Origin of the sequence: Neiella marina (assembly GCF_002165625.1) — a bacterium.
GTDB lineage: Bacteria > Pseudomonadota > Gammaproteobacteria > Enterobacterales > Neiellaceae > Neiella > Neiella marina.
In genome coordinates, this window is the sequence record NZ_NGNS01000006.1 from 152,171 (window position 1) to 165,219 (window position 13,049).

Genomic DNA, 13,049 nt, shown 5'->3' on the forward strand with positions numbered 1-13,049 from the left:
TTCCACTGCCTTAAATCTGTTACCACCAGCGCTCGGTTGCTGGTCTTATCTGCGGATCATACCTTCCAATGGTATAAACTGCCGCAATTTTAATCACAGAGCATTCAAACAGGGCAATTAAGGGCCCTAGTTGTAGTACAAAAACTATGGTTTTAGAAACTTTCTATCAGCGTCAGCTAGACTCGGTCACCATCTCTGCGGAACAAGCCAGCCGGTTTGCCAAGCGAATTGCCGGGGACTTCAACCCCATCCACGACGCCGATGCTAAACGTTTTTGTGTGCCCGGTGATTTGTTATTTGCCATTGTGTTGAATGAATACGGCATCCAAGCTCACATGGATTTCAAATTTGAAGGCATGTTAGGTGCGGGCCGAACCATCGTGCTACCCCAACGTGAGAGCGCGGCGATCGCCATTTGCGATAAAGAATCCGGTAAAGTTTATTTAAACGTCAATAGTGACGGTGAAAATCGTCCTTACTGCCCTGCCGTAGAAACTTTGATCCGCAACTATGTTGCATTCTCTGGACAAAACTTCCCATACATCTTAGTGCCACTAATGGAACGCCATGGCGTGATGATTAACCCGGCGCGACCGCTAGTGATGTACGAGAGCATGTCACTGCAACTGAACCAGTTGAATTTCACCAACCCAGAGCTCAGCCTCGCCAATACCGAGCTGCAGGTGAACGGTAAGCGTGGCGACGCATTTTTGCATTTCCATATTCACGATCAAGGTGAACTCATCGGCACGGGTCGCAAGAAAATGGTGTTAAGCGGCCTACGAGACTTCTGTGCCGATCAGATGGCCGCAATGGAACAAGCTTACCTGCAACGCAAAGAGGCACTGCCCAACGACTAACTAGAGTTTAGGCGCCATTTGAATTAGCAGCGCAGGCTTGAACAGCATCTGTTCTTGAGTCAGCCAAAGGTGGCGCTGCTTATCCATACATATCGCTTCAACTTGACCAAAGCCTGTCAAATCCTTGGTTGCTACCACATTGAAACTGTCATCAAGCTGAGCAATGAAAGGCGTTAGCTTTGGCAATCCTTTGCTGTTGTAACCAACCACCCAATAATTCTTACTTGCGGCATCATAATGAGCACCAGTGATCATTCCTGGTAAGTTATCGATAGTCGCAATCGGCATCAGCCGTTGTTGGGTTTGATTTGGGTCGATGCGGTAAGCGCGAGCAACGTTAGTTCGCCAACTTTTGCTAAACACAATCAACTGCTCTTGATTGAACGCCATTGCCTCGGCATCAACATCATGATGAACACTATCGACTGGAAAGGTGTCGTAGTCGGCAAACTCAAAAGTGGTGGAGGAGACTTCAGCGGCAATACCTTTGCGCACCGAATCTAATGTCAGTTGATAAACTACCATGTTCCTACGATTGGCATGATTGTTACCAATATCGGCGATGTATAGCTGGCCATCGGCGAAGCTCAATGCTTCCCAATCGCGATTGTTGATAGCTGCGGTGACTTCGGTGATAACCTGTCCCTGATCATCGAGTTGATAGATAATCGCAGGATTGCCAGAGTCATTGATGGTGTATTTGCTATCGCCAACGCAGGCTAACCCTGATGTTTCAGCGACTTGCGCAGATAGTTTGTGTTGGGCGATAACCTCATAGCGTGCCAAGTCAGCACTTAGTGCCGAGCTACATACCCCAGACAACATCAGCCAGCTAAGCACTCGCCTTACCATCAAAACCACTTACCTCACACAGAGCTACAGAGCGAGCAGACTAGCAAATCTAAAGGCTTAAGTAACGAAAGCTGCAAGCTTGTTTTACATCAATATAACTGTACAGATAACCAGTACCCTGTTAACTTGTAACAAGTCATCGAATGAACACTAGACTGTTGGTGACATAAAAGTGGGCGAATTGGGGATTGGCGAATGAGGAGAAATCATGGCAGTTGAAACCCGCTATGTCGTTGTGCGCAATGGCGAGGAGGTCAAAACGTTCGTGGATAAGAAGCAAGCAGATGAATATGACCGCATGCTGGATATGGCGGCGGCAATGGAAGATCTGGTCACTGCATCAGGGATTAAAATTAGCGAAGATGCACTTGAGCAACTCGGCGTTTACTTGGCGGAAAATCGTGAGGAAGTATTGTATGCCTTGCAAGCCAAACGTCGTCCTCAGCCAAAGAAGCCAAAGCCTGAAGAAGCAGAATCAGACGCCGCGTAAGCGCTTATCAAGCATAAAAAAGCTGGCAAATGCCAGCTTTTTAATGACCGATTCAGAGTTACTTTTTCTTCGCCTTTGGATTTGGCAAATCAGTAATTGAACCTTCGTATACCTCTGCTGCTAGACCGACAGACTCATGCAAGGTTGGGTGAGCGTGAATAGTCAGCGCGATATCTTCGGCATCACAGCCCATTTCAATCGCCAAGCAGATTTCGCCCAACAATTCTCCGGCGTTCTTACCAACAACCGCACCACCAAGTAGACGATCTGTTTCTTTATCAAAGATCAGTTTGGTCATACCGCTATCGGCATCCGCAGCAATTGCGCGACCAGAAGCAGCCCATGGGAACGTCGCGGTTTCGAACTTGATACCCGCTTCTTTGGCTTCTTTTTCGGTCATACCCGCCCAAGCAACTTCAGGGTGGGTGTAAGCAATGGATGGGATCAGTTTAGGTTCGAAGAAGTGCTTCTTACCGGCAATGTTTTCAGCCGCAACGTGGCCTTCATGCACACCTTTGTGAGCCAGCATAGGCTGACCGACGATGTCACCAATAGCGAAGATGTTTGGCACGTTAGTGCGCATTTGCTTATCAACCGCAATGAAGCCTCGCTCATCAACGGCAATACCGGCTTTTTCAGCGTCCAGCAGTTTACCGTTTGGCGTACGACCAACGGCAACCAACACGGCGTCATAACGAATCGCAGCATTTGGTGCGTTTTTACCTTCAAAGCTCACGTAGATACCATCGTCCTTGGCTTCAACCGCAGTCACTTTGGTTTCTAACATCAGCTTGAATTTTTCTTTGATTTCGCGGGTATAAACGCGAACCACATCTTTATCGGCGGCCGGGATCAACTGATCCATGAACTCAACCACTTCAACTTGGGCGCCTAATGCATGGTAAACCGTTCCCATTTCCAGGCCGATAATACCGCCGCCTAAAATCAACATTTTCTCTGGTACAGTTTCCAGTTTCAGAGCGTCCGTTGAATCCCAAATACGTGGGTCATTGTGTGGAATGAATGGCAATTGAATTGGACGAGAGCCAGCTGCGACGATGGCATTGTCGAAGTTAACAACGGTCTTACCATCGGCACCTTCAACTTCAATAGTGTTAGCGCCAGTGAATTTACCATAGCCGTTGACGACTTTAACTTTACGCATTTTGGCCATACCAGCTAGACCACCGGTCAGCTTAGCAATCACCTTGTCTTTCCAAATACGGATCTTGTTGATGTCGGTTTGTGGCTCGCCAAAGACAACACCGTGTTCCGCCATGTTCTTGGAATCTTCAATCACTTCTGCCACGTGCAACAACGCTTTTGAAGGGATACAACCAACATTCAAACACACACCACCTAAGGTATCGAAACGCTCAATCAATACGGTTTCCATACCTAAATCTGCGCTGCGGAATGCAGCTGAATAGCCCGCAGGGCCAGCACCAAGTACCACCACCTGGGTTTTGATTTCGTTACTCATTACGACCTCAAATATAATTCTTTTCTAGTTGTTCGATTATCCGACTCGCTCGAGGGTACGAGGTCTCGGCAATATAACTTAGGGTCAGTTAAAACGCCAAGAGCCGGGATGAACCCGGCTCTGGTAACTGACTTTACATGACGAGACGACGGATATCGCTCAACACGTTGTTCAGCTCAGTGATGAAGCGTGCACCATCGGCACCATCAATCACCCGGTGGTCATAAGACAGCGCCAGCGGCACCATCAAACGAGGTCCAAATTCTGAACCGTTCCACTTCGGCTTCATATCAGATTTAGACACACCCAAAATCGCGACGTCAGGCGCATTGACGATTGGGGTGAACTGAGTACCACCGATACCACCAAGGCTTGAGATAGTGAAGCAGCTGCCTTGCATATCAGCAGCAGTCAACTTACCACCACGGGCTTTCTTGCTAATTTCGCCCAATTCCTGAGTGATCTCAATAATGCCTTTCTTATCGACATTACGCAGTACTGGTACAACCAAACCGTTAGGTGTATCAACCGCAACACCGATATGAATGTACTTCTTCATGATCAGGTGATCGCCATCTGGGTCCAGCGAGCTGTTGAACTTAGGATAAGTTTCCAACGCTTTGGCTGCAGCCTTGATGATAAAGGCCAACGGCGAAATCTTGTAACCAAGGTCGCGCTTTGCAGCAATTGCATTTTGTTCTTTACGGAACGATTCCAGATCGGTGATATCAGCTTCATCAAACTGCGTCACATGAGGAATGGTTACCCAATTGCGATGCAGGTTCGGGCCAGAGATCTTCTGAATACGGCTCAGCTCAACCTTCTCGATTTCACCAAACTTGCTGAAATCAACCCGTGGTTGCGCCAGAACAGAGAGACCACCGCCACTGACGTTGGTGTTACCACTTGCCTTCGGACGTGACAGTTCTTCTTTCACGTAAGCCTGAACATCTTCTTTCAGGATCCGCCCTTTACGACCAGTGCCTTTGACCTTACTCAGGTCGACACCAAACTCGCGAGCGATGCGGCGTACAGCTGGTGAAGCATGACCAACAGCGCTAGCTTTTTGGCTAGAGCCTGGGTGGTCTGAAACTGGTGGCGGCTTAGCGGCAGCGGCAGGCGCAGCTTTTGGTGCTGCCGGAGCAGCTGGCGCAGGAGCCGCAGCAGGGGCTGGGGCAGCTGCAGGCGCTTCGCTCACTGTTTCTAGAAGAGCAATCAAAGTGCCTTCAGCAACTTTGTCACCAACAGCAACTTTGATTTCTTTCACGGTACCAGCAAACGGAGCGGGTACTTCCATCGACGCTTTATCGCCTTCGACTTCAATCAAACCTTGCTCTGCTTCAACGGTATCACCAACGGCAACCAAAATTGTCGTTACGTCAACTTCATCACCGCCGATGTCTGGAATTGTTACTTCCTTCAGCTCTGCCGTAGCAGGAGCCGCGGCTGGAGCAGCTGGAGCTTCTGCAACAGGGGCAGCGGCAGGCGCTGCAGCACCAGTTTCGATGCGAACAATCAGAGTACCTTCGGCAACTTTGTCACCCGCACTAACGATGATTTCTTTGACGGTACCGGCCACTGGCGAAGGTACTTCCATAGAGGCCTTATCGCCTTCTACTTCAATCAAACCTTGCTCAACTTCAACGGTATCGCCAACAGCAACCAGAATAGTGGTGACATCCACTTCATCACCGCCGATATCTGGCACCGCAACGTCTTCTACCGCACCGCCTTCAGCAGGAGCAGCGGCAGCCGGAGCAGCGGCTGGAGCTTCAGCAGCAGGAGCTGGCGCGGCTTCTTCTGCAGCTGGTGCATCGGCGCCAGTTTCCAGAATCACAATCAAACTGTCTTGAGAAACTTGGTCACCAACGGCAACTTTGATTTCTTTCACAGTGCCAGCAAACGGAGCCGGTACTTCCATCGACGCCTTGTCGCCTTCGACTTCAATCAAACCTTGCTCTGGTTCTACTTTCTCGCCAATCTCAACGAGAATACCAATTACGTCAACGGCATCAGCGCCAACGTCTGGAACCAGAACTTCTTTCAATTCGGCCATTTGTATTCTCCTTAAGCGTACAGTGAGTAGACTTTGTCGACATCCAGACCGAACTTCTCGATCGCTTCTGGAACGACTTTAGCGTCTACGTCACCGCTCTTAACCAGTTCACTCAATGCTGCAACGACAACATATGGTGCGCTGACTTCAAAGTGATCACGCAAGTTCTCACGGCTATCAGAGCGACCGAAACCGTCAGTACCTAGTACTTTGTAAGAAGCAGGGACATATGCACGGATCTGATCAGCGAAGATACGCATGTAGTCAGTGGTAGCAACAACTGGCACATCCTTGGCCAACACTTTAGTGACGTACGCTTCTTTTGCGTCAGCACCTGGATGCAGCATGTTGTAACGCTCAACGTCATTACCTTCACGAGCAAGCTCAGTGAATGAAGTGACCGAGAACACGTCAGCATCAATGCTGTAATCGTTGGCCAAGATTTCCGCCGCTTCACGAACATGACGCAAGATTGAACCACAACCCAATAGTTGTATTTGAGCCTTCTTCTTGGCGTGATCCAGCTTGTAGATACCTTTGATGATGCCTTCTTCAACACCTTCTGGCATCGCTGGCTGAACGTAGTTTTCATTCAACGTGGTGATGTAGTAGAACACGTCTTCCTGACGTTCACCGTACATCCGGTCCATACCTTCTTGCACGATCACGGCAATTTCGTAACCGTAAGCTGGATCGTAAGAGATACAGTTTGGAATCGTCGCCGATTGCAAGTGGCTGTGGCCATCTTCGTGCTGCAGGCCTTCACCGTTCAGGGTCGTACGACCTGAGGTACCACCAATCATGAAGCCACGAGCACGCAAGTCACCAGCAGCCCAAGCTTGGTCACCAATACGTTGGAAACCGAACATCGAGTAGTAGATGTAGAACGGAATGGTTGGCGCATCGTTTACTGAGTAACTGGTAGCCGCAGCCATCCAAGAACTCATCGCACCACCTTCGTTGATACCTTCTTGCAGCACCGCACCGGTCTTGTCTTCACGGTAGTAAGCAACTTGGTCAGCATCTTGTGGGGTGTATTTCTGGCCGCCGTGAGCATAAATACCGACCTGACGGAACAAGCCTTCCATACCAAAGGTACGGGCTTCATCAGGAATAATTGGTACCACGCGCTTACCAACACTCTTGTCTTTCAACAAAGCGGTCAGGACGCGAGACAACGCCATAGTAGTTGAGATCTCACGGCCGTTTGAGCCATCCAACACTTGTTGGAATGCTTTCAGCTTAGGAATATCCAGCGATTCGCTGAACTTCACCCGGCGCTGTGGCAAGTAGCCATGCAATGCCGCGCGGCGCTCACGCAGATAGACCATCTCTGGGCTATCTTCTGCTGGCTTGTAGTACGGCAAGTTCTCAATGTCGTTGTCGTTAATTGGAATGTTGAAACGATCACGGAAGTGCTTGACCGCATCCATATTCATTTTCTTGACGTTGTGCGCGATGTTTTTACCTTCGCCCGCATCGCCCAAACCGTACCCTTTCACGGTCTTAGCCAGAATCACTGTAGGACGACCTTCAGTGGCAACTGCTTTGGCATATGCCGCGTAAACTTTTGCTGGATCGTGACCACCACGGTTCAAACGCCAGATGTCTTCATCTGACATGTTGGCAACCATTTCAGCGGTTTCTGGGTACTTACCAAAGAACTTCTCACGGGTGTAAGCGCCGCCTTTGGCTTTACAGTTCTGGTATTCACCATCAACAGTCTCTTCCATCAACTGCAGTAATTTGCCTGAGGTATCGCGGTTCAGCAGAGCATCCCAATAGCGGCCCCAAATGACCTTAATCACTTCCCAACCAGCGCCGCGGAAAGTACCTTCCAATTCTTGAATGATCTTGCCGTTACCACGGACCGGACCATCCAAACGTTGCAGGTTACAGTTAACCACGAAGATCAGGTTGTCGAGATTCTCGCGAGTTGCAAGACCGATAGCACCCAATGATTCTGGCTCATCAATCTCACCGTCTCCCAAGAAACACCATACTTTCTGATCCGAGCAATCTTTAATACCACGGTCAGTCAGGTACTTCAGATAACGCGCTTGGTAAATGGCTTGCAGCGGTCCTAAGCCCATCGATACCGTTGGGAATTGCCAGTAGTCCGGCATCAATTTCGGGTGTGGATAAGAAGACAAGCCTTTGCCGTCCACTTCCTGACGGAAGTTATCCATTTGCGAATCAGTGAAACGGCCTTCAAGGTATGAACGAGCGTAGATGCCCGGTGCAATGTGACCTTGGAAGTAAATCAGATCGCCGCCGTCTTTTTCATTTGGCGCGCGCCAGAAATGGTTGAAGCCGACATCATAAAGGGTCGCACTCGAGGCGAAAGAAGAAATGTGACCACCCAAATCCAAGTCTTTCTTAGATGCACGCAAAATGGTCATCAAAGCGTTCCAGCGAATATAACCGCGGATCTTACGCTCCAATTCCATGTTGCCAGGCATTTGTGGTTCTTGCGATGGTGGAATGGTGTTCAGGTAAGCGGTCGTTGCCGTGTATGGCAAGTGCGCACCGCTGCGACGTGCTTTTTCAATCAGTTGCTCAAGCAGGTAGTGAGCGCGTTCTGGCCCTTCCTGCTGCAAGACACCAGCTAGGGCATCAAGCCATTCCCCAGTTTCTTGGGGATCGACGTCATGCTCGAGATGATCAGACATGCCGTATTCCTTCTTTCAGAGTAATTAGTTGCAAAAACAAACTGAGCGAGTTGTCGCTTGGTCTGTCGTTATTTCGTCTCACTGCGAACTCGGCGCAGTGAGCGCTCCATTCGCGTTGTTTGGCGACTTACATCGAGCAGAGTTTCCTCGATATAAGCCAGATGCTCATGGCTGGCTTGTCTTGCCAACTCTGGTTCTCGTTGAACAATCATGCTGAGCAAATGCTTTCTATGGTTAAACACAGAATGCTGAGCTTCGAGGCTCCGCAACATCTGCCGCAAATTGTCTTCAATATTTTGTTGCAGCAAGGGCTTTAAACAGTGCATTACCTGTAATACCACGGCATTGTGGCTGGCTTCCGCCATTTTCAGATAAAAGCCCATCACTGCATCGGCGTGGGTATGTATGGTGGCATCAGTTAACTTCACACTGGCAATGTCGTCAATGCACTGAGCTAACTGTTCATCATCGGTTTCGGTGCCACGCAAGGCTGCATAATAGGCGCAGATCCCCTCTAATGCATGGCGAAACTCTAATAAATCGAACTGCGATTCTGGGTGATTTACCATCAGTTGAAACAAGGGTTCGGCGACATTTTGCCAGCTGTCTTCACTGACGAATGTGCCGCCACCTTGCTTACGATTCAGCAAACCTCTGGCTTCGAGCTTTTGAATTGCTTCTCGTACTGATGGTCTAGAGACATTGAACTGGCTAGCCAGCTCACGCTCCGATGGCAACTTTTGTCCAGGAGCCAACACCCCTTCAATGATCATGCGCTCCAACTGCTCAACAATAGCGTCGGCAAGTCGCGCCTGTTTCACTGAATTAAATGAAGGTTTGATCTGAGTCATGTTGCCCTTGGTTAATTGGTCATACCATTTAGCCAGCAAAAATCTATCAGACCAAGGGTGCTGTGTCTAGCCTTAAACTCAGGGTCTTATCCTGCCTTATTGTTAAGCCCCGTCATACTTGGTTCTAACCGCCCACATATGTGGTCGGACCATTTAGACTAATTCTCATTTCGATTTAATTTGAGACAAAAATAAACCGAGTTTGATAGCAACTCGGTTTATGGGTAGCGGCAATAAGTCGTTAACAAACAGCTAGCTGACACTGCCATATAGGGTCAGGATCGCCACCACACTGAGTACTAACAACACGTTACGCTTAGCAATTTCGACGAACTTGCCAACACTCACCACACAGGTTGGGTTGTCTGGCTCAGCAATCTCTTCAGCAGCCAAAGAGACTCTCACTAAATGCGCTTTTGGTGACTCTTGAGTATTCACTATGTGCTCAAGCCACACCGGCATGGCTTTACCAAAGTTACCCACTAAGGTCAGTCCCAAAGAGGCGAGCCGCACAGGTATAAAGTCGAACCAGCGCAATAGCTCTGAAGCAACAGCTAGCTGCGGTTGCTCGCTAAGTTCATCCAATTGCTGCTCTAAACCCGATACTTCGCCGTCAGCATCGACCTGCAATGCATCGGTATCAATGTCTTGTTGCGGTTCTTTGGCGGCCATAGTTTCCTTATCGGCCAAGGTTCGTAGAGTGGCATAAAAAGCGACGCCCACAGGACCAAAGATCACCAACCAAATCATCACCGCGATGTAATAGCGGTAATTCACCCATGCCAGAGTTTGTCCAACGCCCTGCTCCAAATCGGTGTGGGCAGTCTGCTGCGATTGCTCGAGCTGCTCATCATCATCAAGCAGCTCTGCGGCCAATTCCACATCATTTGGCAATGGCGTCTGCTTATCACCGCCAGTAGCGACTGCCGTCTGCTCTGACAGTGCGCCCAATTCTTTGGCCACCATATAGCAAGCTTGTTCGTCTTCGCGTCGAGCTGCGCGGAGAAACTGCTTGTAAGCTTTGCGCGCTTGTAGGCAGCCCATCGCTACAGTAATGACTAACACTGTGACGGCCAAACTCAACAAACCAAACAGCGCGCCTTCAACCACTTCCAGCAGCAGCCACACAATTAGCGCTGGGATGGCAGCAATAGCGACAATGCCAAGCGGTGCATCAAACCAGCTCTGGGTGGTCGAGTTTTTTCGTAATGCAGCAAACAGAGATTCAACATATGTGGTGAATTGCCATTTTGGCGACGGTAGAACAATCCGCTCCAAAGCGAGGGCAAAAAGAAGAGCGAGTAACGTCATGGCATTATTCCAGCTAGTCAGCGTTGAGTGTTTTAAACAGCCGTGTTCGAGCCAATTGGCTCGCCACTTGACGACAATTGGGAGCGAAAGTAACCCCAGTCGAAAGCTACCCCAGGATCAGTTTTACGGCCAGGAGCAATGTCGCAATGCCCAACAATTTTTCCCAATGAAATAGTAGGATAGCGCATCATCAAAGCTTTTGTGATGGCAATTAAACGCTGGTACTGAGCAGAAGTAAAGCCACTGCTATCGGTTCCTTCTAATTCTATCCCGATAGCAAAATCATTCACTCGCGCGCGGCCTTGAAAGCTTGACACCCCGGCATGCCAAGCGCGCCGATCAAAGGGCACATATTGGCTGACGTTGCCTTGTCGGTTGATCACACAATGCGCTGATACCCGAAGACCTTCGAGTTGTTGAAAAAATGGATGGGCAGCACAGTCCAGAGTTCCCATAAACAAATCATCAATATAGCGATGTCCAAACTCCCCCGGAGGTAGGGTTATATTGTGGATCACCAAGACACTCGGTAGTTCCCGATTTGGTCGTTCATCATAATGAGGGCTAGGTCGCTGCTGAGCATCAACTAAGCAATGGTGTTCATCAATTTCGGCGCACTTAATGACGGGCATCGTATACGGAGTCCTCAAGACAACAGTAAATTAGTTTAATTGTGTCGCAGCCAACGAAAAATCTCAGGCAAAACACCGCGATTGAGTAATAGAAATACTGTGCAGTTGCTCACAGAGAGAGTAAACTATTGCGCAAATTTTTCCGAGTTCAGAGCCGAAGACCGAAAAATGGCCACCGCAGAAAACGTTCGTCGCTTAGTAAAAGCCTGCCTGTCAGAAGATCTCAACCGCCTAGCCCCCAGTGAAGGCGATATTACCGCGTCACTCATTCCCCTACACACTATCAGTCAGGCTTACATCATTAGCCGAGAAAAGGCGGTGTTCTGTGGCAAAGCTTGGGGAGATGAAGTGTTTAAGCAACTCGGTGGCGCCGTGAAGGTGGAATGGCTGATCGAAGATGGCGATGTGATGGAAGAGAACCAACGCATCTGCAATCTCGAAGGGCCATCGCGCGATATTTTGACCGGCGAGCGCACCATGCTCAACATTATTCAAACTTTGTCGGGTACCGCCACGGCTACTCGGGTTTATGTCAACGCCATTGAAGGAACCGGCGTCCGCTTGCTCGACACTCGCAAAACGATCCCAGGTATGCGCAATGCTCAGAAGTATGCGGTGTATTGCGCCGGTGGCGTCAATCACCGTTGTGGTCTCTATGACGCTTTCCTGATAAAGGAAAACCATATTGCCGCTGCAGGTAGTATTGCTTCAGCGGTTGAGCAAGCACGCGCCAACTTTCCAGGTAAACCGGTCGAGGTAGAAGTTGAGAACATGAATGAATTCTGCCAAGCACTGGAAGCTGGCGTTGATCGCATCATGTTGGATAACTTCTCCACAGCGCTAATGCGTGAAGCAGTGATCATCAATCAGGGTCAAGCTGAATTGGAAGCATCGGGCAACGTAACAATTGAAACCATTCGTCAAGTGGCCGAAACCGGTGTTGATTTTATTTCCGTTGGCGCATTAACCAAGCACATCCGCGCTGTGGATTTCTCAATGCGAATTGAATCGCCCAATCAATATTAATTGCGCAACAACTTAGCAACACACAGTCCAATAAATGAGCTATACCTTAGTGGTAGCCCCCTCATAAAACGCGCCAATTTTTTGTAATGCGTCAAAGATTGATTCAAAAAAGCAAGATGAATCAATTTTTTGGCGCGTTATTAAACTGGCACCTGTCTGGCTTTCGACGTTTTCTCTGCCAATTTCAAATTAATTCGCAAAAGTTGATTATTTGTTATTGAAAACACCAAAAAGCCTACCTAGTATCATTCCAACGCACCCCGACACAGCGTCCTCTACGGAGAATATATTATGAAAGCGCAACAAGGTTTTACTCTAATTGAATTAATGATCGTAGTAGCGATCATCGGTATTTTGGCAGCCATCGCATTGCCTGCTTATCAAGATTACGTTCGTGGCTCTCAAGCTTCGAGTGCGATTGCTGAAGCTTCTTCGTACAAGATGGCAATCAGTGTTTGTACTAGTACCGAAGGTACTGGCGGCTCAGTGAAAGCAGATTGTGCCAGCGTACCGACGCCACCGACCACTGGTGCAGGCTCTGCAGTAGCAGTTAACAGCACTTCAGGCGTGATTACCGTCAATACCGACATCGATAGTCAAGGTTCAGCTGTTGCTGGTGTTGGCAGCGTGACGATTACGCCAGCAGTTAGTGCGGGCAACTTGACCTGGACCGTAGCCGGCGGCGCAGATTGCGTGAAGTTAGTTAAAGGCTGTGTTGCCTCAGGCGGCTAGTAACTCACTATCAATTAGCGAAAAAGACCACCTCTGGTGGTCTTTTTTTATGACTGTGTTATTTTGAGTCCTACCAGCTAGATA

11 protein-coding genes are annotated in these 13,049 nt (G+C 49.0%); 4 read left to right on the forward strand and 7 right to left on the reverse strand.

Annotated elements, in window-relative coordinates; translation table 11 throughout:
• Nucleotides 1–146 precede the first annotated feature (146 nt).
• On the forward strand, nt 147–860 hold the full coding sequence (locus CBE68_RS07510) for a DUF3581 family protein (RefSeq protein WP_087505450.1): 714 nt from the start codon (nt 147–149) through the stop codon (nt 858–860).
• Here the strand turns inward: CBE68_RS07510 and CBE68_RS07515 are convergent, their stop codons facing one another.
• Complete coding sequence (locus CBE68_RS07515) at nt 861–1,700, reverse strand: SdiA-regulated domain-containing protein (RefSeq protein ID WP_158100526.1); 840 nt, start codon at nt 1,698–1,700, stop codon at nt 861–863.
• 220 nt (nt 1,701–1,920) lie between these two features.
• Here CBE68_RS07515 and CBE68_RS07520 point away from each other — a divergent pair, with 220 nt between their 5' ends.
• Nucleotides 1,921–2,202, forward strand: a complete 282-nt coding sequence (locus CBE68_RS07520; protein ID WP_087505452.1) for a YebG family protein — start codon at nt 1,921–1,923, stop codon at nt 2,200–2,202.
• A 58-nt stretch (nt 2,203–2,260) separates the two neighbouring features.
• Here CBE68_RS07520 and lpdA read toward each other — a convergent pair whose 3' ends face one another.
• From lpdA to ampD, 6 genes are all read right to left on the reverse strand, one after another.
• Nucleotides 2,261–3,685: a dihydrolipoyl dehydrogenase gene (lpdA, locus tag CBE68_RS07525; RefSeq protein WP_087505453.1), complete on the reverse strand. Its 1,425-nt coding sequence runs from the start codon at nt 3,683–3,685 to the stop codon at nt 2,261–2,263.
• A gap of 133 nt (nt 3,686–3,818) precedes the next feature.
• Nucleotides 3,819–5,741 carry a pyruvate dehydrogenase complex dihydrolipoyllysine-residue acetyltransferase gene (gene aceF / locus CBE68_RS07530; protein WP_087505454.1) on the reverse strand — a complete coding sequence of 641 codons (1,923 nt, stop codon included), beginning with the start codon at nt 5,739–5,741 and terminating at the stop codon, nt 3,819–3,821.
• An 11-nt stretch (nt 5,742–5,752) separates the two neighbouring features.
• Nucleotides 5,753–8,413, reverse strand: a complete 2,661-nt coding sequence (gene aceE, locus CBE68_RS07535) for a pyruvate dehydrogenase (acetyl-transferring), homodimeric type (RefSeq protein ID WP_087505455.1) — start codon at nt 8,411–8,413, stop codon at nt 5,753–5,755.
• A 68-nt stretch (nt 8,414–8,481) separates the two neighbouring features.
• Nucleotides 8,482–9,264 carry a pyruvate dehydrogenase complex transcriptional repressor PdhR gene (pdhR, locus tag CBE68_RS07540; protein ID WP_087505519.1) on the reverse strand — a complete coding sequence of 261 codons (783 nt, stop codon included), beginning with the start codon at nt 9,262–9,264 and terminating at the stop codon, nt 8,482–8,484.
• 252 nt (nt 9,265–9,516) lie between these two features.
• A complete protein-coding gene (gene ampE, locus CBE68_RS07545) occupies nt 9,517–10,575 on the reverse strand; it encodes a regulatory signaling modulator protein AmpE (protein WP_087505456.1) in 1,059 nt (352 codons plus the stop codon).
• Nucleotides 10,576–10,607: 32 nt separating this feature from the next.
• Nucleotides 10,608–11,207 (reverse strand): 1,6-anhydro-N-acetylmuramyl-L-alanine amidase AmpD, encoded by a 600-nt coding sequence (gene ampD / locus CBE68_RS07550; RefSeq protein ID WP_087505457.1) that lies wholly within the window; start codon nt 11,205–11,207, stop codon nt 10,608–10,610.
• Between the two features lie 168 nt (nt 11,208–11,375).
• Here ampD and nadC point away from each other — a divergent pair, with 168 nt between their 5' ends.
• Nucleotides 11,376–12,233 carry a carboxylating nicotinate-nucleotide diphosphorylase gene (gene nadC / locus CBE68_RS07555; RefSeq protein ID WP_087505458.1) on the forward strand — a complete coding sequence of 286 codons (858 nt, stop codon included), beginning with the start codon at nt 11,376–11,378 and terminating at the stop codon, nt 12,231–12,233.
• Between the two features lie 291 nt (nt 12,234–12,524).
• Nucleotides 12,525–12,965: a pilin gene (locus tag CBE68_RS07560; protein ID WP_087505459.1), complete on the forward strand. Its 441-nt coding sequence runs from the start codon at nt 12,525–12,527 to the stop codon at nt 12,963–12,965.
• The last annotated feature ends 84 nt before the right edge of the window (nt 12,966–13,049 follow it).

Coding starts and splice junctions, on each gene's coding strand:
- nadC (WP_087505458.1), top strand. CDS start 11,376: ATGGCCACCGCAGAAAACGTTCGTCGCTTAGTAAAAGCCTGCCTGTCA.
- lpdA (WP_087505453.1), bottom strand. CDS start 3,685: ATGAGTAACGAAATCAAAACCCAGGTGGTGGTACTTGGTGCTGGCCCT.
- aceE (WP_087505455.1), bottom strand. CDS start 8,413: ATGTCTGATCATCTCGAGCATGACGTCGATCCCCAAGAAACTGGGGAA.
- CBE68_RS07560 (WP_087505459.1), top strand. CDS start 12,525: ATGAAAGCGCAACAAGGTTTTACTCTAATTGAATTAATGATCGTAGTA.
- CBE68_RS07510 (WP_087505450.1), top strand. CDS start 147: ATGGTTTTAGAAACTTTCTATCAGCGTCAGCTAGACTCGGTCACCATC.
- aceF (WP_087505454.1), bottom strand. CDS start 5,741: ATGGCCGAATTGAAAGAAGTTCTGGTTCCAGACGTTGGCGCTGATGCC.
- pdhR (WP_087505519.1), bottom strand. CDS start 9,264: ATGACTCAGATCAAACCTTCATTTAATTCAGTGAAACAGGCGCGACTT.
- ampD (WP_087505457.1), bottom strand. CDS start 11,207: ATGCCCGTCATTAAGTGCGCCGAAATTGATGAACACCATTGCTTAGTT.
- CBE68_RS07520 (WP_087505452.1), top strand. CDS start 1,921: ATGGCAGTTGAAACCCGCTATGTCGTTGTGCGCAATGGCGAGGAGGTC.
- ampE (WP_087505456.1), bottom strand. CDS start 10,575: ATGACGTTACTCGCTCTTCTTTTTGCCCTCGCTTTGGAGCGGATTGTT.